The organism is Paraburkholderia strydomiana (assembly GCF_046030495.1).
Classification (GTDB): Bacteria; Pseudomonadota; Gammaproteobacteria; order Burkholderiales; family Burkholderiaceae; genus Paraburkholderia; species Paraburkholderia strydomiana_A.
Genome location: NZ_JAQQCJ010000006.1, coordinates 278,036 through 299,307, shown reverse-complemented (window position 1 = coordinate 299,307; position 21,272 = coordinate 278,036). Strand labels below are relative to the sequence as shown.

Sequence of the window (21,272 nt, the reverse complement as noted above, 5' to 3'; positions counted from 1 at the left end):
TCGGGTTATGGGTTAACCCCCCAAAACAGGGGGGGGGGCTGTGCACAGCGCGCCCGCTTCTTTCATTTCGCCGACGCCTTCACATGCGCACCCGCGCGATGCGACGGCGCCAAAAGCCGCAGTCCGCTCGCGAGGCTCGCCGCGCCGGCGAAGAACGCGCCGGTGCTGAGTGCGAGCGTCGGACCATGCCGGCCGGCAATCCCGAAGCTCAACGCCACCAGCGCCGCGCCGGTGGTTTGTCCGAGCAGCCGCGCGGTCGCGACGATGCCGCTCGCACCGCCGCTGCGCTCCGGCGGCGCGCTCGCCATCAACGCCTTCAGATTCGGCGACTGGAAGAAGCCGAAGCCCGCGCCGCAAATCGCCATCCGGATGCCGACGTCGAGCACGTGCGGATGCACCGGCAACAACGCCAGCGACGCCATCCCCGCCGACATCACCGCCAGCCCGATCGCGCCGAGCAGGCCCGGCGGATAGCGATCCGACAGACTGCCCGCGAGCGGCGCGGCCAACGCAACCACCACGGGCCACGGCGTCATCAGAAAGCCGGTTTCGACCTGGCTGCGATGCAGCACGTCCTCGAAGTAGAAGGGCAGCGAGACGAACGCGAGACCCTGCGCCGCGAACGAGCACACGGCCGTGACCGCCGACAACGCGAACACCGGCCGTTTGAACAGATCGACCGGCAGCATCGGCGCGGGGTGGCCCGACTCACGGCGAATCAGCAGCAGGCCGAAGACCAGCGCGATCGCCGCCGCGCTCAGCACCAGTTGCGTCGACGCGCGCTGGGCCGCCTCGCCGAGCGCGAAAATCAATGCGGCGAACGTGATCACGTTGAGCAGCGCCGCGACCGGATCGAAATTGTGCTTGCCGCGCCCGGTGTGCGGCAACGCGGGCCATGCAAAGGCCAACGCCAGCACGCCGAGCGGCACGTTGACGGCGAACAGCCACGGCCACGCGGCCACCGACAGGATCAGCGAGGCCACCGTCGGCCCCACCGCGAACGACACGCCGACGATCAGCGCATTGGTGCCGAGGCCGCGCCCGAGCCGGTGCGGCGGATACAGATAGCGGATCAACGCGGTATTCACGCTCATGATCGCGCTCGCGCCGAGCCCTTGCAGCACGCGCGCGGCGGCGAGCAGCGGCAGCGTCGAGGCCATCGAGCACGCGAGCGAGGCCAGCGTGAACAGCGCAATGCCGCTGATATAAATGCGCCGATGCCCGACGATATCGCCGAGCGCGGCGAGCGGCAGCAGCGTTGCGACCATCGCGAGCTGGTACGCGTTGATGATCCACACCGACGCCGCGGGCGCCGCATGCAGGTCCGCGGCGATGGCGGGCAGGGCGGTGTTGGCGATCGCGGTGTCGAGCGTGGCGAGTGCGACCGCGAGCATGATCGCGGCCATCGCGCGGCGGTTGGCGGCGGACATCGGGCCGTCCGCCGGGAAGGGGGGCGCGGCGGTGGCGCTGGGTTTGTCGGACAAGGCGTGGCTCGTCGGTTATGCATGCCGTTGCCGCGGCTCCCTGGAGAACACGACGCGAGCGGCAGAGTTGCGTGGAATGAAGTGCGCGTCGGCTGATCGACAGGGCGAGGCGGGTCGCGCGGCGGAATGTAGCGATTGTTACAGAGACGTGGAAATCCTGCTGGCGCGCGGACAGTGAGGGCTTTGACCTGAACGGATGCGATGCAGGCGTCAGAACGCAACTAACTGTCAGCCCCGGCCAGTCGCTTCGAACGGATGCGCGTAGCACCCTGTCACACGTGACTCGCGTCACTGTTCCGCAGACGAGGCAGCCTGATTCGACGATGAAGCCGATTCAATCGTCCCGGTTCATCCGCGCGTCACGCGGCGAAAAAATAATGCTGTTGCAGGTCCACGTTTATCCAATACGCGCTGCGACTCGCGTCGTGCTTAGGATTGGATTCAGCGCTCGCGATGCACGTCCGCAGTGCCGCCCACGCGCCGATTTGCACCGCGTCCGTGCGCGCAGCCGTCGTATCGGCGCGCAACGGCCTGTACGCGCCCGTGCTTGCGGGCATGGCACGTGCGTAACTAACCGCTCGTGCTCGCCGGTGTGCGGCAGCCGTAAAATGTCCTACTCTGTTTCTTAAACCGCCTGACCGGCACGCGCCTCCCGTCCGTCACCTGTGCGGTCCGCGCATGCCGCGTCGCTCTTAACCGGAGGCTTCGATGACAGCCGTCGATCTGGAATTCGACCAGCTCAACAGTACCGTCGACGCGCTACGGCGCTCAATTTCCAATCGCATGATGTACGGCGTCGGCAAGGACGCCGTCACCGCGCATCCGCATGACTGGCTGCACGCGGCAGCCCTCGCCGTGCGCGACCGGCTGGTCGCGCGCTGGATGAAAACCACGCGCCTGCAATACGAGCAGGACGTGAAACGCGTCTACTACCTGTCGATGGAATTCCTGATCGGCCGGACCTTTACAAATGCATTGCTGGCGCTCGGCATTCACGACCAGATGAAGGAAGCGCTCGCGAGCCTCGGCGTCGATATGGAAGCGCTGGTCAATATCGAGCCCGACGCCGCGCTAGGCAACGGTGGTCTCGGCCGGCTAGCGGCCTGCTTTCTCGATTCGATGGCGACACTCGGCATCCCGGGTTTCGGCTACGGCATCCGCTACGAGTACGGGATGTTCCGTCAGGAAATCGTCAACGGCGAGCAGGTCGAAGCGCCGGACTACTGGCTGCGTGCGGGCAATCCGTGGGAGTTTCCGCGGCCCGAGATCAAGTACATGGTTCACTTTGGCGGGCGCACGGTGCAGCGCGGCGAAAAGGTCGAATGGATCGACACCGAACATGTGAACGCCACCGCATACGACACCGTCATTCCCGGCTACGCGACCGACGCGACCAACACGCTGCGGCTCTGGTCGGCGCGCGCCACCGAGGAACTGGATCTCGGCGCGTTCAATCGTGGCGACTACCGCAACGCGGTCGACACGAAGAACATGTCGGAGAATGTCTCGCGCCTGCTGTATCCCGACGACTCCACGCCGGCCGGCCGCGAACTGCGGCTGCGCCAGGAATACTTTTTCGTATCGGCGACCATGCAGGATCTGATTCGCCGCTATCAGCGCACGCACAGCACGTTCGGGCGCTTCGCGGAAAAAGTCGCGGTGCATCTGAACGACACGCACCCGGTACTGGCGATTCCCGAATTGATGCGTCTACTGGTGGACGTCCATCATCTGCCGTGGGACAAGGCCTGGAAACACGTCACGCAGATCTTCTCTTACACGAACCACACGCTGATGCCCGAAGCGCTCGAAACGTGGGACGTCGAGATGCTCGCGCGTCTGTTGCCGCGGCATCTCGAGATCATCTTCGAGATCAACGCGCAGTTTCTGAAGCACGTCAGCGAGCACTCGGGTCATGATGCCGAGATGATCCGCCGCATCTCACTCGTCGACGAGTACGGGCAGCGGCGCGTGCGCATGGCGTATCTGGCGATCGTCGCGAGTCACAAGGTGAACGGCGTGTCGAAGCTGCATTCGCAACTGATGACGCGCGACATCTTCGCCGACTTCGCGCGCATCTATCCCGACCGCTTCACCAATGTGACCAATGGCATCACGCCACGCCGCTGGCTCGCGCAAGCGAGTCCGCCGCTGTCGTCGCTGATCGACGAACGGATCGGCAAGCATTGGCGCAGCAATCTGTTCGAGCTGGAGCAGTTGCGCAATCTGCGCACCGACGACGGCTTCATCGAGGCTTTCCGGGAAGCCAAACGGCAAAACAAATTGCGGCTCGTGCAACGGCTCGTGCAGCATACGAGACAGCATTTCAATCCGGACGCGTTGTTCGACCTGCAGGTCAAGCGCATTCACGAATACAAGCGGCAACTACTGAACGTGCTGCATGTGATCGTGCGCTACAACCAGATTCGCGCGAATCCGGAGCGCGACTGGGTGCCGCGCGTCGTGATGTTCGCGGGCAAGGCCGCCTCCGCGTACCGGATGGCGAAGACCGTCATCAAGCTGATCGGCGACGTCGGCGAGAAGGTCAATCACGATCCGCTGATCGGCGATCGTCTGAAAGTGGTGTTCGTGCCGAACTATGGCGTGAGCGTGGCCGAGCTGATCATTCCGGCGGCCGATCTGTCCGAACAGATTTCGATGGCGGGCACCGAAGCGTCCGGCACCGGCAACATGAAGCTCGCGCTCAACGGTGCGTTGACGATCGGCACGATGGACGGCGCGAACATCGAGATCTGCGACGCGGTGGGGCGCGAGAACATCTTCATCTTCGGCCATACCGCCGACGAGGTGGACGACCTGCGCGCGAGCGGCTACCGGCCCCGGCACGTCTACGAGGAAAACGTGGAACTGCGCACGGCGCTCGACCAGATCCGCAGCGGCTTCTTTTCGCCGGACGATCCGGTGCGCTTCTCGGACATTTTCCACACGCTGGTCGACTGGGGCGATCACTACATGGTGCTGGCCGACTTCGCCGCATTCGCGAAGGCGCAGGACGAAGTGGATGCGCGCTTCGTCGACAAGCGCGCGTGGACCGAAAGCGCGATCGAGAATGTCGCGGGGATGGGGCAGTTTTCATCCGACCGCACGATCGGCGAATATGCACGCAATATCTGGCGGGTGAACCAGCTCGAGCTCGATTGAGGAGGGCGGGCCGCCGTTTCTGTTTCGTTTGAGCGCGCTATAAGTGACAAGGCCGTGCGGTTCATCGTTTGAACCGCACGGCCTTTTTTATCGCGCGCGTTTATCGCGCGCGCAATCTCACGGCGCGAAACTTTCGCTCGCGTTCGCCGCATGCAGACCCAACTCGCCGCGCTGGAAATCGAACAGCACGTCGATGTTCTGCATCGCCATCAGACCCACCACGATGCGGTTCGCGTTCGGCTTCGCCTTGACGATCGTGACTTGCGCACTCTCGTAGTGGTGCGTCCACGAACCCACGCCGATCGCCGCCTCGTAGTTGCCGCGATTGAGCACGTTGCCGACGTCGTCGTCGCCGGTCCAGTTCGGCGTCTTGTCCGTTTCGATGCGGATCATGCCGGAGCTGCCGGTGGCGAACACCAGCGGCGCACAGAAGGTCATCTTGTCGGCGACACGCACGCAGCCGGTCGGCCATTGCGTCGCACCGTCTTTCGATGCCGCCAGCGGCAGCATCGTGTAGTCCTTCGTCATCGCATTCGACGGACTCAGCACGAGGTAAGGCTTCGCGAAGTTCGAGCGCACCAGATAGCGCTGCCCGATGTTGCCCGGCAACACGCGCAGTGGCTGCGTGCAGCAGTTATCGCCCGGCAGGTCCGCGCCGATGCCGGCAATCCCGGAGAACGCCCAACCGAATTCGCCGGTGTAGCCGTCCATCGCGACGCAACGCTTCGCGCCCGGCAGACAACGCACCACGTCGACTGCCTGCGCGGCGATCGGCGCCGGCTTCGTGCCGGCCACGCTGAACGGCAGCGTGAGCGTGGCGCCCACCACTTCGGCGCCGTTCGCGAACGAGAGCGACGTGACGTCGCCGGCGCGCGTGTAGTTCGAACCCGGCAGCGTCGACTTCAGGATCCGCACCCCTTGCGTGCCGGTGTCCAGTGCGACGTACAACGGTTTGCCGTCGAGCTGGACCGGCAGGCCGAGGCGCGCGTGACCCTCGTCGGCACGCTCCACATGCAGCGGAATCAGCAGGCCGTCGTTGCCGCCGTTGATCAGCATGGCCGTGGGCGGGGGCGGCGTGGGCACGGGGAAGGTGGCGGCGCAACCGGCGAGGGCGGTGGCCGCGCACGCCGCCATGCAAGCGAGACGCTGCTGGAGGGCACGCAAACCGGCGCGGAGGCGAGTTTGCCAAAGCGGACGGAGAGGCCGCCGCGCGGCATGAAGAGATGACAGGGGCATGGATCACGCTTCGCTAAAAGGCGCGGTCTTCTTGCGGGGCAATGCATCGCAATGCCTGGGGGTGTTTCGTGTCGGCGTGAAGCCGACTCGCGGCGTGTGCGGAGCAGACTGATCGCTCATACAAGCCAGCCCCGACGGAATTCACGAGCGGCCGCGGATGGAGACACGCTCAAGCCACATCAAAGCGAAGACACCCTGCAAGAAGGAACGCAACAATGGAAGCGGCGACTCTACATGGCCCGTCGGGCACAATTGCCAAGATGTGTAAAGGTTTGCTCGCGGTGAGTCAGGCGCCGGTACGCGCCTGCATCGGCCTGCTTCAATCCGGGCGCGAAGCTCGAATCATGGTCGCATGCGCGCGGCCCAGCGTCGCGCGCTCGAGGGTGGCGCTCAGCACACCGATCACGTCGTCGACACTGCGCGAGGTCACTTCGATGCGAAAGACGATGTGCTCGCGCAGCTGGTCGACGGTCACGATGTAGAGACGCAGATCGCCGCCGAGCGCGGCATGCAATGCTCGCCGCGCAAGGGCCGACGACGTGCCGGGCACGGTCACGTCGATAACGACGAGCGGAACCATCGGATGGGCGGCGCGGTGGCCGATGCGCGAAACGCGCGGCACGGAGATGTCAGACGTGGCGACTGAAGTGAGCATCATGGTTGCGCCGACCCGCAGAGGCGGCGCGCGTTGTCGATACCCGCTCCACTTTAATCAGGCGCGCCTCAATGGCACGCAAAAGCTGCGGCTGCGCGAATCAAATTTGTGTTAACGAGCTTGTGCTAATGAGCGAGTGTCGTACAAACGTGGACGGCGTCACGCCTTCTGCACCGCCGCCGCTTTCGCTTCGTCCACCGCCGCGCCCACCCGCTCGACGAATTCGCGATCGGTGCTCATCAGCGCCTCGCGTTCGCCGTCGGCTGTCTGCACCATCAGCCGATGCGTGATGTCCTGCGTGGCCCAGGTGAGCCAGCCGACCGCGACCAGCATCACGCCGCACACAATGCCCGCCGGCGAACCGAAGATCACGCCGGCAATCGCGCCGATCAGGCCGAGCACCGAGATCGTCACCGGCAAGACCTTGTTCTTCTGCACGGTGACGACCTGCACGCCGACGATATCGCGCAGCGGAAAGACCTGGCCGGCGGACGAGAGTGCATTGCGCGTGACCGACACGCCGCGATCGTTGAAAGGGGTTTCCATCGGGTTCAATGCGAGGTAGTGAAGGAGAAGGGCGCAGCGTAGCAGACTTCAACGCGACCAGTGACGTGACATGATGCCCGGATTGTGGCGGGTCAAGGAAATTTCTACCCTGAGCCGGCGGAATGGCTAACATGAAGCATGGTTGTCGATGTGCCCGTACGTGAATAGAAAATAATCCGCTCGCCTGCCCAGGTCGGCGGTCGTCTATTGCTCGCGCAATCCCGGGTCGATCCAATCCCGCCACGGCGTCGCGCCCAAGGGATAAGACGTGATTGCGCTTCCGGTCGGGAGGTCATTCATGAATATCGGCGTATACGGAACTCTGGTCGCGACCTCGCTCGTCCTGCTTCTCGGCGAGAAGCTGATTCAGTGGATTACCGTGCTGCGCACCTACTCGATTCCCGCACCGGTGGCCGGCGGGCTCATCGTTGCCGTCGGTGTGCTGCTGATACGCCTTACGACGCGTATCGAAGTGCGCTTCGAGCCCGCGCTGCAGGTGCCGCTCATGCTCGCGTTCTTCTCGACCATCGGTCTCAATGCGCATATTTCCAGCCTGAAGGCGGGTGGGCCCGTGCTGATCCGATTTCTCGCGCTCGTCAGTGGACTGCTGATACTGCAGAACGTGGTCGGCGTGTTGCTCGCCTTCGCGCTCGGCGTCGATCCGCTCTTCGGACTGCTCGGCGGATCGATCACGCTGTCGGGCGGTCATGGCACGGGCGCCGCGTGGAGTCAGGTCTTCACCGAGCATCATGGGCTGAACTCGGCCACGGAAATCGCCATCGGCTGCGCGACGTTCGGGCTGGTGATCGGCGGGGTGCTCGGCGGTCCGATTTCACGCCTGCTCATGCGTCGAATCGGCGACGACGAAAGGCGGCGTATTTCCGATCGCGAGAACGAGACGCTGGTCTTCGAAGAGCCCAAAGCCCAGCAGCCCACTACGCCCGCTGCGATCATCACGACGCTCGCGTTGATCTCCGTGTGTCTGACCGTGGGCGAGGTGGTGGCCGAGTGGCTGGCCGGGACCGTCTTCGAATTGCCTACGTTCGTCTGCGTGCTGTTCGTCGGCGTGCTATTGAACAATGGGCTGTCGCTCGTGCGGGTGCAACTCGATCAGCATGCGGTCGCGCTCGTGGGCAATGTCAGCCTCGCGTTGTTTCTGGCGATGGCGCTGATGAGACTCGACCTGTGGGAACTCGCGGCGCTCGCGGTGCCGGTCATCGCGATCCTCGTCGCGCAGACGCTGCTGATGGCGCTGTATGCGGTGTTCGTGACGTTCCCAGTGATGGGGCGCAACTACGACGCGGTCGTGCTGAGCGCCGCGCATTGCGGCCTGGGCATGGGCGCGACGCCCACCGCCATCGCCAACATGCAGGCGATTACCAACCGTTTCGGCCATTCCCACATCGCGTTCCTGATCGTCCCGATGACCGGCGCGTTTTTCATGGACATCGTCAACGCGATCGTCATCAAGCTGTTTCTCGCGCTGCCGTTCTTTCGCTGATACGCTTGAGGCGGGCCGATCGGCTTCGCCAGAGGATGACCAATTGCGGGACCGCGAATTCAGCGTCTATCTGTGTCGCACCTTCGCGGGACGCCCATCCCGCGCACGTCCCACCCTCTGATACCAAAACTGATATCGATACCGCCAAAAATTTAATTGGAAAGATATCGGCCTGCTCCGTACACTTCAGCAGTCCCATAAATTGAGCGACAGCCTTCCGTGATCCGCATTCCAGAGCTTTGCGAGGCCCGAGACAGCGCGGAACGCGCTGTAGCCAGCCGCTTAATCGTCATCTCGCCGGTCGCGCCGCGCCGGTTAGGTCAAACTGGCCGGTGCTGTGCCCCGGCACGTGCATCAAGGAAATAGGCATGTCGGAAAATAAGCGGAAATTGCGTTCGGCTGAATGGTTCGGCACGGCCGACAAGAACGGCTTCATGTATCGAAGCTGGATGAAGAATCAGGGCATTCCCGATCACGAATTCGATGGCCGTCCGGTCATCGGCATCTGCAACACCTGGTCGGAACTCACGCCGTGCAACGCGCACTTTCGCAAGATCGCCGAGCACGTGAAGCGTGGCGTCTACGAAGCGGGCGGGTTCCCGGTCGAGTTCCCGGTGTTTTCAAACGGCGAATCGAACCTGCGTCCGACCGCGATGCTCACGCGCAATCTCGCGGCGATGGACGTCGAGGAAGCGATCCGCGGCAATCCGATCGACGCGGTCGTGCTCCTCACCGGTTGCGACAAGACCACGCCCGCGCTGCTGATGGGCGCGGCGAGTTGCGACGTGCCGGCGATCGTCGTCACCGGCGGTCCGATGCTGAACGGCAAGCTCGACGGCAAGAACATCGGTTCGGGCACCGCAGTGTGGCAACTGCACGAATCGCTGAAGGCGGGCGAGATCGACCTGCATCAGTTCCTCTCGGCCGAAGCCGGCATGTCGCGCTCGGCGGGCACCTGCAACACGATGGGCACGGCCTCGACGATGGCGTGCATGGCCGAAGCGCTCGGCACGTCGCTGCCGCATAACGCAGCGATCCCCGCGGTCGATTCGCGCCGCTACGTGCTCGCCCATATGTCAGGAATCCGTATCGTTCAGATGGCACACGAAGACCTCAAGCTGTCGAAGATCCTGACGCGCGAGGCCTTCATGAACGCGATTCGCACCAATGCTGCGATCGGCGGCTCGACCAATGCGGTGATTCATCTGAAGGCGATTGCCGGTCGCATGGGCGTCGATCTCGAACTCGACGACTGGGTGCGTATCGGCCGCGATACGCCGACGATCGTCGACCTGATGCCGTCGGGCCGCTTCCTGATGGAAGAGTTTTATTACGCGGGCGGTCTGCCGGCGGTGCTGCGCCGGCTCGGTGAAGCGGACCTGCTGCCGCATCCCGGTGCGCTGACCGTCAACGGCAAATCGCTGTGGGACAACGTCAAGGACGCGCCCAACACCAACGACGAAGTCATCCGCCAGCTCGACAACCCGCTCGTCGCCGATGGCGGCATTCGCGTGCTGCGCGGCAATCTCGCGCCGCGCGGCGCGGTGCTCAAGCCGTCGGCGGCCACGCCCAGTCTGCTCAAGCATCGCGGACGCGCGGTGGTGTTCGAAAACCTCGAGCACTACAAGACGCGTATCGTCGACGAAGACCTCGACGTCGACGCCAATTCGGTCATGGTGATGAAGAACTGCGGCCCGAAGGGTTATCCGGGCATGGCCGAAGTGGGCAACATGGGGCTGCCGCCGAAGCTGCTGCGCCAGGGCGTGAAGGACATGGTGCGGATTTCGGACGCGCGCATGAGCGGCACCGCCTATGGCACGGTGGTCTTGCACGTGACGCCGGAAGCGGCGGCGGGCGGCCCGCTCGCCGCCGTGCAGGACGGCGACTGGATCGAACTCGATTGCGATGCCGGCACGCTGCATCTGGATATCAGTGACGCGGAACTGGAGCGCCGCATGGCGCAACATGTGCCGCCGCAGGCGCCGGCTGGCGGCGGTTATCAGCGCCTGTACGTCGATCACGTGCTGCAGGCCGATGAAGGCTGCGACCTCGATTTCCTCGTTGGTTGCCGCGGCGCTGCCGTGCCGCGACATTCTCATTGACGTCATAGGCTCGGCGACGCATGTCGCGCTGAGTCGAGTGAGCCGTGTAACCGCCAGGCGGCGGTTACACGCGGTCTGATCAGAACCCCGAGTTTCACGCGCACCACGCGCGGGTCGCGCGCAGCGACGCAACAGTCGCGCGCGCGCTCGCGCCGTCGCGTCGCACTGCTGGCCGGCGCAAAGGCGCCTACGGACATGCAGGCCGCGTCGCGCATCCACACGACACCACCCTAATCGATGGAGACAGTGCAATGAGCACCAAGCCGGCCGGCGCGCAGCAGGTTGCTGCGCCTTCGCATGTGGAGCACGGCGACGAGCAACGCATCGTCGGGATGCTGACGCGCAGACTGATTCCATTTCTCGCGCTGATTTATGTGGTCGCTTATATCGACCGCTCGGTGGTCGGTTTCGCGAAGCTGCACATGAATGCGGCGATCGGCCTGAGCGACGCGGCTTACGGCCTCGGCGCGGGCCTGTTCTTCATCGGCTATTTTCTGTGCGAAGTACCGAGCAATCTCGCGTTGGAACGCTTCGGCGCACGCGTGTGGTTCGCGCGCATCCTGTTCACGTGGGGCGTCATCACGATGGCGATGTCGCTCGTGGAAGGGCCACGGAGCTTCTACGCATTGCGCTTTCTGCTAGGCGCCGCGGAGGCGGGCCTTTATCCCGGCATTCTTTATTTCCTGACCAAATGGTTTCCGATGCGGCACCGCGCGCGCATCATCGGGCTGCTCGTGCTGGCTCAGCCCATCGCCGGCATCGTGACCGGGCCGATTGCGGGCATGGTGTTGTCGACGCATGGCGCGTTCGGTCTGTCGAACTGGCAGATCCTGTTCGTGCTGAGCGGATTGCCGGCCGTGCTGCTGTGTTGGCCCACGCTACGTCTTCTGCCGGAGTCGCCCGCCCGCGCGCACTGGCTCGCGTCGGCAGATCGTGCGTGGATCGAACGTGAACTGGCTACCGATCACGCGTCCTACGGGCTCGAATCGCATCGCAATCCGCTCGCCGCGCTGAAGGACAAACGCGTGCTGCTGCTGGCGCTGCTGTTTCTGCCGTTTCCGTTGAGCATCTACGGATTGTCGTTGTGGCTGCCGACCATCATCAAGGCATTCGGCGTCAGCGATTCGACCACGGGTCTGCTGTCGGCGGTGCCGTATCTGTTCGCCGTGGTGGGTCTGTATCTGGTGCCGCGTCATTCGGATCGTCACGGCGAGCGTTATTGGCACATCGTCGTCGTATCCGCTCTCGCGGCCGTGACGATGGCGGCCAGCGCGTGGGCGCAAGCGCCGCTGCTGCAATTCATCTTCATCTGCCTGACGGCGTTTTCGCTGTATTCGATTCAGGCAGTGGTGTGGGCCCTGCCGGGGCAGTTCCTGACCGGCGCGAGTGCTGCCGTCGGCATTGCGACGATCAATTCGCTCGCCAATCTCGGCGGTTATCTGGGGCCGTACGGAATCGGGCTCATCAAGGATGCGACCGGCAGCCTCGCCGCCGGCCTGTACTTTCTCGCGGCGACGCTGGTGTTTGCGGTTGTGATTACCTTCGTCGTGCGCTCAGCGCTGCACGCGCCCCGCGCGACGTAAGAAAAAGAAATATAAAAGAGCCCGCCTCGCCGTTGCTTGATCGGCTATTCGATCGCGCGGGCTCGTTAACCCTTGCCGATTCTTCACAATTCTCTTGACAGCCAATGTCGGCGCGGGGCTCTGCACCCTGATCAGCGTCCTCAAGCCCGAATCGAAGCATCGCAGTGCGATCCAATACGCATGCGCATACCGAAACCCGAATACCTCGATATCGAAACAGGGATTGGACGTCTCCAATCAGGCTACCTTATTATATTTTCATAATATCAAAGCAGACAGAGACAGCAGTTCCGGGACATAACCCAAGGAGGCGCGGTGACGGGCATTCAGCTCAACGGCGTGACAAAGCGGTATGGCGAGACGGAAGTGATCACGGGTCTCGACCTCAATATCCACGAAGGCGAATTCCTCGTCTTTCTAGGCCCCTCCGGCTGCGGCAAGTCGACTCTGCTGCGCATGATCGCCGGACTCGAAAACGTCAGCGAAGGGCAGATCAGCATTGGCGGCCGCGAGGTCACGAACCTGCCACCGGCGAGGCGCGATGTCGCGATGGTGTTCCAGCACTACGCGCTCTATCCGCACATGACGGTCTACGACAACATGGCGTTCGGACTGCGCAATACGGGTGTCGCCGCGAGCGAGATCGAGCGGCGCATTACCGAAGCGGCCCGTATGCTCGAACTCGATGCGTTGCTCAAGCGTCGTCCCGCACAATTGTCGGGTGGTCAGCGTCAACGGGTGGCGATTGGCCGTGCGGTGGTTAAGGAGCCCGAAGCATTCCTGTTCGACGAGCCATTGTCGAATCTCGATGCGTCGCTGCGCACCCGCACGAGAGTCGAGCTTGCCCGCATCCATCGCCGTCTCAGTTCGACGATGATCTTCGTCACGCACGACCAGATCGAAGCGATGACGCTTGCCACGCGCATCGTCGTGATGAATCGCGGACGCATCGAGCAGATTGGTGCGCCGCTCGACATCTACCGCCGTCCGGCCACGCGCTTCGTTGCGGGATTCATCGGTGCACCGGCCATGAACTTTATCGACGTCGAGCCCGCAGGCGATAACGGCGGCCGTCTGCTCGTACGCCTGCCGGTCGACAATGTCGTCATTCCCACCACCATCGCGGCCGGCGGTTTGCCATTGGGCCAGCTCACGCTCGGCATTCGCGCCGAGCACGTGGTGATCGACGCGAACGGTCCGCTCGGCGGCCGCGCCGAATTCATCGAACGGCTCGGCGATCGTTCGCTCGCGCACGTGAGTCTCGCGAGCAATCAGCTAATCGTGATCGAGATTCCACGCGAATACGAATTGCAGGCCGGCGACCCGCTCCGTATGAGCATAGACGCCGCTCATCTGCATCTGTTCGACGCAAGCGGGACGGCGCATCATGGCGGCTGAGCGCTCGCTGGCGGCAGGTATGCCGAAGGCGCGGCAACGCCGTTTCAGTAATCCCCTCGCGTCCTGGTCGAACGGCCTGTTCGTGCTGCCGTTCGTGGTCGTCTACGTGTTGCTGCTGGTCGTGCCGCTCGGGTACGGCTGGTGGCTGAGCCTGCAAAACGTCGACCTGCTCGCCGGCACGAGCGAGTTCATCGGCATCAAGAATTACGTCGACCTCGCGGCCGATCCGATCTTTCGCGGCGCCGTGCGCAACACGTTCTACTTCGTGTTCATGACGGTGCCGATGTTCGTCGCGCTGGGTCTCGCACTCGCGCTCGTGCTCAACCGGCCGGGCCGGTTTTGCGCGGCGTTGCGGGCGATTTTCTTCGGCTCGTCGGTGCTGTCGGTCACGATCGTCACGCTGGTCTGGAAGCTCGTGCTGATGCCCGGCCACGGACTGCTCGCCGACGTGAGCCACGCGCTGAACCTTCCCGAGTACGTGCCGCTCGTGCACGAAGCCACCGCGCTGCCGATGATCGCGATCGTCACCGTATGGTGGATCGTCGGCCTGCCGATGATGCTGTTCCTCGCCGCGCTTCAACAGATTCCACAGGAGCTGTATGAAGCAGCCGCGCTCGACAGCGCAACGCGCTGGCGCACCTTCGCGTCGATCACGCTGCCGTCGATCCGGCGCACCGTCGCGCTGGTCGCGGTAATCGAAGCGGTGTTCCAGTTCCAGCTATTCGGTCAGGCGCAACTGCTGACCGACGGCGGTCCTAACAACGCATCGCGTCCGCTGGTGCAGTTCATTTACGAATCCGGCTTCCGTCAATGGCTATTCGGCTACTCGGCAGCCGCGGCGCAGGTGCTGTTCGCATTGATGCTGCTGGGCATCGCCGCGCAGGCATGGATCGTTCGCAGAAAGGATTCCGCATGAGCACCGCCGCACTCAAATCCGCCCCGAGTCCTTCTCCCGAGCAACGCTCGCGCGGCTCGCTCGCGGGCCGTTTCGGCGAGCGCGTGATGCTCGGCGCCGTCGTGCTGCTCGCGCTCGTCTGGATCGCGCCGCTCGTGTGGGTGTTCGCGCTGTCGTTCAAGCCGAACGCGTTCCTTCAGCAACATACCGATGTGCTGTTCTCGCCGCCGTTCACGCTGCAGAACTATACGAGCATCATCGGCACATCGGCGGTGGGCGGCTGGTTGATCAATAGCGTGATCGTCGCGCTGGGCCAGACGTTCCTGACACTCGTCATCGCATCGCTCGCGGGTTACGGTTTCGCGCGCACGAACTTTCCGGGCAAGCGCTGGCTGTATGTGATCTGCCTCGCCGGGCTCGCGGTTCCCGAGCAGGCGCTCGTGATTCCGCTGCACAGCATCTTCGCCTCGCTCGACTGGCACAACACCTATGGTGCGCTGATTCTGCCGCGCCTCGCGTCGCCGTTCGGCGTGTATCTGATGACGCAGTACTTCAAGGCGGTGCCCGTGGATATCGAGGAAGCGGCGTTGCTCGACAACGCGTCGCGCTTCAAGGTGTTCTGGCGTATCGTGCTGCCGCTGTCGATCCCCGCGCAGGCGACGCTCGCGATCTTCACGTTTCTCAGCGCGTGGAACGACTACCTGTGGCCGCTCGTGTCGGCATCGAAGCCGGAGATGTACACGCTGACTATTGGCCTCGCATCGACACAGGGCAATTTCGCACAGTCCGAGGGGATTGGGTATCTGATGGCGCAAGCGGTGTTCGCGGGCCTGCCGATCTTCGTGCTGTATCTGTTCTTCCAGAAGTACATCGTGGCGGCGGTGGCGGGCACCACGGTGCGGTAGTCGAGCTTGGCGAAGCACAACCGAAGCACAACCGGTCACGCCAATGACCACCCGGCAGCCGCGCACAGTCGTTCGGAAAGACGCGGCTCATTATCGACCTAGGAGACAACGATGAAAAGATCGCTCGTGCGCGGTGCGCTTTCGCTCGCCTTGCTGAGTCTGACGGCCGGCCTGACGGCGCCGGCGCAGGCCAAAACTGAAATTACGCTGTCGCGTTTCTTTGGCGCCTGCGACGCTGAATACGGCAATGTGAACGACGTGAGCAAAGCGGCGGGCGAGTGCGGCATCATCACGACGCTGGTCAACCAGTTCAATGCGACGAACAAGGAAGACATCGTCGTCAAGCCGCAGATCATCGAATGGAATCCTTACTATACGCAGATCGACGCGCGCATTCTCAGCCATGACGTGCCGACCATTTCGGTGATGCACGAAGCCGTGCTCGGCGACTACGTGAAGCGCAAGCTCGTCGAGCCGCTCGACGACGGCTTCAAATCGGTCGGCGTCGATACGAAGGACTTCACGGGCCACGCGCACCGTGGCGTCACATTCGGCGACAAGACCTACGCGTTGCCGTTCGACACGCATTCGTGGCTCTGGCACATCAACGTCAATCTGTTCAAAAAGGCGGGTCTGGTCGATGCGAGCGGCAAGCCGATCCTGCCGACCACGCCTGACGAACTGCTCAAACAGGCGAAGCAGTTCAAGGACAAGACCGGCCTGCCGTACATCACGATGCCGATCGCGAACGAGAGCGCCGCGCAGACGCGTTCGCTCTACACGATGGTGTATCAGCAGAACGGCACGCTGTTTCCGTCCGGACCGACGAAGATCGATCTGCAGAGCAAGCCCGTGACGAACGCGCTGCAACTGCTCGACGCTCTGATGAAGGCGGGCGACATTACGCCGAATCTCGACTACGGCGCATCGAACCAGGCGTTCATGAACGGCAAGGCCGGCGTGCTGATCTGCGGGACCTGGGTGATCGAAGACCTGACCAACCTGGCGAAGAAGTCGGACTCGCCGCTCGCCAACAATGGCTATGACGTCGTGCCGTTCCCGAACCTGTTCCAGAAGAAGGCGGTGTGGGCCGACGGCCATTCGTGGGTCATGCTCAAGGGCGGCGCGAAGGACGACAAGACGCGCCACGCCGCGTTCGTGTTCCTCAAGTTCCTCTACGACCACGACGCCGACTGGGCGCGCACCGGGCATCTGCCGGCGCGCCAGTCCGTCATCGATAGCGCAGCATTCAACGCGTTGCCGCATCGTTCGTCGATCAAGGAAATCTCGTCGACGGGCTATTTGCTGCCGAACACGGTGCCGCGCCAGTTCGCGATTCAGGAGATTGTCGGCAGCGAGGTCAGCAACATGCTGACCTCCGGCAAGCCGATTCCGGCGGTTCAGAAGGACGCGGAAGACCGCGTCAACAAGCTGTTGTCCAGGTAGTGGCCGCCCGGCGGCCGAACTTGTCAGCCAGCGCGCCGCATCGGGCGGCGCGCCTCGTCGATCTCACAAGAGGACCTCTCACCATGATTACTTCCCGCCTCGTCGTCGACCGCGATTTTGTCGTTGCGGACCTTGACCGGCGCGTGTTCGGCACCTTCGTCGAACATATGGGCCGCTGCGTGTACACCGGCATCTACGAACCGGGCCACCCCGAAGCCGATGAGCGTGGCTATCGCAAAGACGTGATGGAACTGACGCGCGAACTCGGAGCGACGATCGTCCGCTATCCCGGCGGCAACTTCCTGTCGGGCTACAACTGGGAAGACGGCGTCGGTCCGAAAGAGAAGCGGCCGAAGCGCCTCGATCTCGCGTGGTATTCGGTCGAAACCAACCAGTTCGGCACCAATGAATTCATCGACTGGTGCCGCGAGCTCGACATCGAGCCGATGTACGGGGTCAACCTCGGCACGCGCGGACCGGACGAAGCGCGGCATTTCGTCGAGTACTGCAATCATCCGGGCGGCACCGCGCTATCGGATCTGCGTCATGAGCATGGTTACGAAAAGCCGCACGACATCAAGTTCTGGTGCCTCGGCAACGAGATGGACGGGCCGTGGCAAATCGGCCGCAAGACCGCCGATGAATACGGCCGCGTCGCACTCGAAACAGCCAAGCTGATGCGCGCGGTCGATCCCACCATCCAGCTTGCGGCGTGCGGATCCTCGACCCATGAAATGGCGACTTACGGCGCGTGGGAAGACCGCGTGCTCGAACACTGCTTCGATCAGGTCGACTTCATTTCGCTGCACACGTACTTCGAAAACCGTCACGACTCCACGGCGGAGTTCTTCGGCAACATCGACGTGATGGACCTGTTCATCAAGGAGATCGTCGCCGTGGCGGACAGCGTGGCCGCGCGCAAGCATTCGACCAAACGCATCATGCTGTCGTTCGACGAATGGAACGTCTGGTACAAGGCCCGCTCGATCAACGATCTGCGCAAGCCCGGCTGGCCGAGCGCGCCGCGCCTGATCGAAGAGGTCTACAACGCCGAGGACGCGCTGCTGGTGGGCGGCGCGCTGATCACGATGATGAACAACGCCGATCGCGTGAAGACCGCCTGTCTCGCGCAGCTCGTCAATGTGATCGGCCCGATCATGACCGAGCCGGGCGGCGCGGCGTGGCGGCAGACGATTTTCTATCCGTTCGCGCAGGCGTCGAAGTTCGGTCATGGCCGCGTCCTCAAGCCGGTGATCGAGTCGCCGTCGTACGAGGCCGAGACTTTCCCCGAGATCGCCTACCTGTGCGCGGCCGTGGTCGATGACCGGGCGAGCGGCACCACGACGATCTTCGCATTGAACCGGCACCTGACCGACGAGATGGACCTGAACATCGAGTTGCGCGGCCTCGGCGCCGAACGCACGCTCGATCACGCGCTCGAACTTCATCACGCGAACATGAAGGCGGTGAACACGCGCGAAGCGCCGTTGACGGTCGTGCCCGAGACCAACGCCCGTGTGGTGGTCGACGGTGAGAAGATCACCGCGCGTCTGAAGCCGGGCTCGTGGAACGTGATCGTCACGACTGCGGCAAAGCGCGGCTAGGTTGATCGAAGCGGGCGTCTACGAAGGAGGGGTGATGTTCGAGCGTGAGCCCGTCGTCGGTACGATGACGGCACAGGTCGCGAGAATCGTCGGCATGCGGATCGTCTCGGGCGAATTCAGTCCGGGCGATCTGCTCCCCGTCGAAAGCGAATTGTGCAGCGAGTACCGCGTGAGTCGTACCACTATCCGTGAGGCGATCAAGCAGCTCACCGGCAAGCGGCTGATCGAGGTGACGCCGAAAATCGGCACCCGCGTGCTGCCGTTCTCCGACTGGAATCTGCTCGACCGCGACGTGCTCGCGTGGCGCCTCAATGCGCAGTTCGATTCGAAGATCGTCGAAGACATCTTCGAGATGCGCCTGTGCTTCGAGCCGCGCGCGAGCTTTCTGGCGGCGCGCCATGGCAGCGACGACGACCTGCAACTGATCGAGCGCCGCTACCGTGAGCTGGCGGACGCCTACGCGTCGCCGGCCGCGCAATCGGATGTACGCGCCGTGGGCGAAGCGGTGCTGGAGTTCCACATGGCGATCATCGCGATGTCGCAGAACGGCATGTTCATCACGATCGGCAGCGCGATCAAGGCCGCGTTGCGGGTGTCGTCCGAGATGCTACTGCGGCAGGCTGCGCGGCCCAGCGAAGATATCGAACTGCACGACGCGGTGCGCAGCGGGATCGTCGCGCGGGAACCGGAAGCCGCGTCCGCGGCGATGACGCGATTGCTCGCGGCGTCGCGCGAAAGAATGCTGAGGTACACCATCAGTCCGAAAGACGCCGGGTGAAGGCGCGAGGGCGGGTGATTGATCGAGGTGCGGCTTGCCGGTCGTGAAGACTGCGCGTCTCGTTGAGCGCACAGGATGCCTCGGAGCGCCTTCTGCCGAAACGCGGCGGATCGGGTAAGCTGGATCGCTTCACCGTTCGACTCACGCGTTCGGCTCACGATCACGCTGACGAGCGGCCCATCTTCAACCAGGAGGCTCCATGGCAGAAGCGCTATTCGATATTCCGCTGAAAACAATCGACGGCAATGCAGCGAGCCTTGCCGATTATGAGGGCAAGGTGCTGCTCGTCGTCAACGTCGCGTCGAAATGCGGGCTCACGCCGCAATACAGCGGCCTCGAAAAGCTGTATCAGGACAAACGCGCGTCGGGTCTGGAAGTGCTCGGCTTTCCCGCCAACAACTTCAAGGGCCAGGAGCCGGGCAGCGACGGCGAGATCGCCGCGTTTTGCAGCACGAGCTATGACGTGCATTTCCCGCTCTTTTCGAAAATCTCCGTGCTCGGAGGAGATCAACATCCGCTGTACGCGCGCCTGACTGAAGCGCGACCCACCGCGACCGGCGAAGGGCCTTTCCGTGAAAAATTGAAGGGCTATGGCGTCGATCCGGAAAATCGCGTGGACGTGCTGTGGAATTTCGAAAAATTCCTGATCGGCCGCAACGGCGAAGTGGTCGGCCGCTTTTCGCCCGACGTCACGGCGGATGATCCGCGTCTCGTCACCGCTATCGACGCGGAACTCGCCAAGGCGGCGTGATGGAGTGAGTGGTGTGAAGGCCGTGAGTGCGGCGCGAATCGGCCGCGCTCGCACTCATGCTTGCGTTCAATCGAGTTGTGGCGGTCTTTCAGGGCCGCCGGGTGAGCGAAGGCGAAGACTCATCAACCTTCACCCAGCGGCCTGAAATCGCACACACGAAGCATCAATCGACACAGATCGCATCGACCGCATTGAGAACGAGCCCGAAGAACTCGTTGGCGGCGGCCGGGTTCAACCAGCGCACGATCACCGTCATCCGGCGCTCGGGCTCGATCCACGTAAATGAACTGCCCGCGCCCACGCCGAAATAACTTGATGCCGGCACGCTCGGGAAAACCTTGCGATCGGTATTGAGCCAAACCAGATAGCCGTAAAACGGTGCGATCGCGCATGGCGTACGCATCCGCGCGATCCACTCGCTGGACAGAATCCGCCGGCCGTTCACGACGCCGTCGTTCAGCAGCATTTGCGCGACTTTCAACTGATCGTTCGCGCTGACCGACATGCCGCCGCCCCAGTGCGTGCCGCCCGGAACGGACTGCATGCGCCGTCCGTCGATCTCGACCCACGCATGGTCGTAACCGACCCATTGCCAGTTTTCGCTCGCGCCGGCCGGGCGCATGATCGCTTCGCGGAACACCTCGGGCAGCGGTTGCCGGAACAGATGCAGCAGCGCCAGCGAAAGCTGGTTGATGCGCACGTCGTTGTATTCCCAGTACGTGCCGGGGCGTTGCAGCGGACGCAGCTCGCCTTTTTTGCCATCGGGCGGCGCGGCGAAATTGACGGCGCGATAGTGGTCTGCCTGATCCGACAGGCCGAAATACGTGCCTTGCCATTCGCTCGTCTGTTGCAGCAGGTGCGCCCAGGTCACGTCAGCGTTGTGCGCATCGTCGAAGCCGATGCCGGGCACCCGCACGCGCACCGGTTCGTCCACGTCCGGCAGCAAGCCGCGATCGTGCGCGATTCCGGCCAGCAGCGCGAGGTACATCTTCGCGACGCTGAAGGTCAGATCGGCGCGATCGGGCTCGCCCCATGAGGTGAGCACGCGGCCGTCCACCGCGATCGCGCCCGACACGGGGCCGCGATCGTGCACCGGACCGAGCAGCCGGTTCCACGGCGGCGGATCGTTGACGTGCACGCCCCACGCGCCGTCGACGTGACGGTCCCAAAGCGATTCGTGATCCACTGCGAACTGCACTGCCTGTTGCAAATCTTCTTGCATGAAT

16 protein-coding genes are annotated in these 21,272 nt (G+C 63.5%); 11 read left to right on the top strand and 5 right to left on the bottom strand.

Going from position 1 to position 21,272, the window contains the following annotated elements:
- Positions 1 to 62 precede the first annotated feature (62 nt).
- Positions 63 to 1,430 (bottom strand): MFS transporter, encoded by a 1,368-nt coding sequence (locus PQQ53_RS11260; protein WP_408324123.1) that lies wholly within the window; start codon positions 1,428 to 1,430, stop codon positions 63 to 65.
- 762 nt (positions 1,431 to 2,192) lie between these two features.
- Here PQQ53_RS11260 and PQQ53_RS11255 point away from each other — a divergent pair.
- The gene (locus PQQ53_RS11255; RefSeq protein WP_408142877.1) at positions 2,193 to 4,646 is read left to right on the top strand and encodes a glycogen/starch/alpha-glucan phosphorylase; all 2,454 of its coding nucleotides are present in this window, start codon (positions 2,193 to 2,195) and stop codon (positions 4,644 to 4,646) included.
- A 117-nt stretch (positions 4,647 to 4,763) separates the two neighbouring features.
- On the opposite strand, the gene PQQ53_RS11250 is transcribed toward PQQ53_RS11255, so the two are convergent.
- The 3 genes from PQQ53_RS11250 to PQQ53_RS11240 all read right to left on the bottom strand — a co-directional run bounded on the left by PQQ53_RS11250 (position 4,764) and on the right by PQQ53_RS11240 (position 7,083).
- Positions 4,764 to 5,882 carry a hypothetical protein gene (locus tag PQQ53_RS11250; RefSeq protein WP_408324111.1) on the bottom strand — a complete coding sequence of 373 codons (1,119 nt, stop codon included), beginning with the start codon at positions 5,880 to 5,882 and terminating at the stop codon, positions 4,764 to 4,766.
- A gap of 319 nt (positions 5,883 to 6,201) precedes the next feature.
- On the bottom strand, positions 6,202 to 6,540 hold the full coding sequence (locus PQQ53_RS11245) for a hypothetical protein (protein WP_408142873.1): 339 nt from the start codon (positions 6,538 to 6,540) through the stop codon (positions 6,202 to 6,204).
- A 156-nt stretch (positions 6,541 to 6,696) separates the two neighbouring features.
- On the bottom strand, positions 6,697 to 7,083 hold the full coding sequence (locus PQQ53_RS11240; protein WP_408142871.1) for a DUF6232 family protein: 387 nt from the start codon (positions 7,081 to 7,083) through the stop codon (positions 6,697 to 6,699).
- A 298-nt stretch (positions 7,084 to 7,381) separates the two neighbouring features.
- Here PQQ53_RS11240 and gltS point away from each other — a divergent pair, with 298 nt between their 5' ends.
- From gltS to PQQ53_RS11190, 10 genes are all read left to right on the top strand, one after another.
- On the top strand, positions 7,382 to 8,584 hold the full coding sequence (gene gltS / locus PQQ53_RS11235; RefSeq protein WP_408142869.1) for a sodium/glutamate symporter: 1,203 nt from the start codon (positions 7,382 to 7,384) through the stop codon (positions 8,582 to 8,584).
- A 368-nt stretch (positions 8,585 to 8,952) separates the two neighbouring features.
- Positions 8,953 to 10,686, top strand: a complete 1,734-nt coding sequence (locus PQQ53_RS11230; protein WP_408142867.1) for an IlvD/Edd family dehydratase — start codon at positions 8,953 to 8,955, stop codon at positions 10,684 to 10,686.
- A gap of 251 nt (positions 10,687 to 10,937) precedes the next feature.
- On the top strand, positions 10,938 to 12,269 hold the full coding sequence (locus PQQ53_RS11225; RefSeq protein WP_408324109.1) for an MFS transporter: 1,332 nt from the start codon (positions 10,938 to 10,940) through the stop codon (positions 12,267 to 12,269).
- Between the two features lie 315 nt (positions 12,270 to 12,584).
- The gene (locus PQQ53_RS11220) at positions 12,585 to 13,667 is read left to right on the top strand and encodes an ABC transporter ATP-binding protein (protein WP_408142863.1); all 1,083 of its coding nucleotides are present in this window, start codon (positions 12,585 to 12,587) and stop codon (positions 13,665 to 13,667) included.
- Positions 13,657 to 14,583: a carbohydrate ABC transporter permease gene (locus PQQ53_RS11215; RefSeq protein WP_408142861.1), complete on the top strand. Its 927-nt coding sequence runs from the start codon at positions 13,657 to 13,659 to the stop codon at positions 14,581 to 14,583. Before PQQ53_RS11220 ends, PQQ53_RS11215 begins: the two co-directional genes overlap by 11 nt.
- Positions 14,580 to 15,467 carry a carbohydrate ABC transporter permease gene (locus PQQ53_RS11210; RefSeq protein ID WP_408142859.1) on the top strand — a complete coding sequence of 296 codons (888 nt, stop codon included), beginning with the start codon at positions 14,580 to 14,582 and terminating at the stop codon, positions 15,465 to 15,467. The genes PQQ53_RS11215 and PQQ53_RS11210 overlap by 4 nt, the downstream gene beginning before the upstream one ends.
- A 111-nt stretch (positions 15,468 to 15,578) precedes the next feature.
- A complete protein-coding gene (locus PQQ53_RS11205; protein WP_408324107.1) occupies positions 15,579 to 16,913 on the top strand; it encodes an extracellular solute-binding protein in 1,335 nt (444 codons plus the stop codon).
- An 83-nt stretch (positions 16,914 to 16,996) separates the two neighbouring features.
- Positions 16,997 to 18,517 (top strand): arabinosylfuranosidase ArfA, encoded by a 1,521-nt coding sequence (gene arfA / locus PQQ53_RS11200; protein ID WP_408142856.1) that lies wholly within the window; start codon positions 16,997 to 16,999, stop codon positions 18,515 to 18,517.
- Positions 18,518 to 18,551: 34 nt separating this feature from the next.
- The gene (locus PQQ53_RS11195) at positions 18,552 to 19,295 is read left to right on the top strand and encodes a FadR/GntR family transcriptional regulator (protein WP_408142854.1); all 744 of its coding nucleotides are present in this window, start codon (positions 18,552 to 18,554) and stop codon (positions 19,293 to 19,295) included.
- 199 nt (positions 19,296 to 19,494) lie between these two features.
- Positions 19,495 to 20,046, top strand: a complete 552-nt coding sequence (locus PQQ53_RS11190) for a glutathione peroxidase (RefSeq protein ID WP_408324106.1) — start codon at positions 19,495 to 19,497, stop codon at positions 20,044 to 20,046.
- A 163-nt stretch (positions 20,047 to 20,209) separates the two neighbouring features.
- Here PQQ53_RS11190 and PQQ53_RS11185 read toward each other — a convergent pair whose 3' ends face one another.
- Complete coding sequence (locus tag PQQ53_RS11185) at positions 20,210 to 21,268, bottom strand: serine hydrolase domain-containing protein (RefSeq protein WP_408324105.1); 1,059 nt, start codon at positions 21,266 to 21,268, stop codon at positions 20,210 to 20,212.
- Between the last annotated feature and the right edge of the window lie 4 nt (positions 21,269 to 21,272).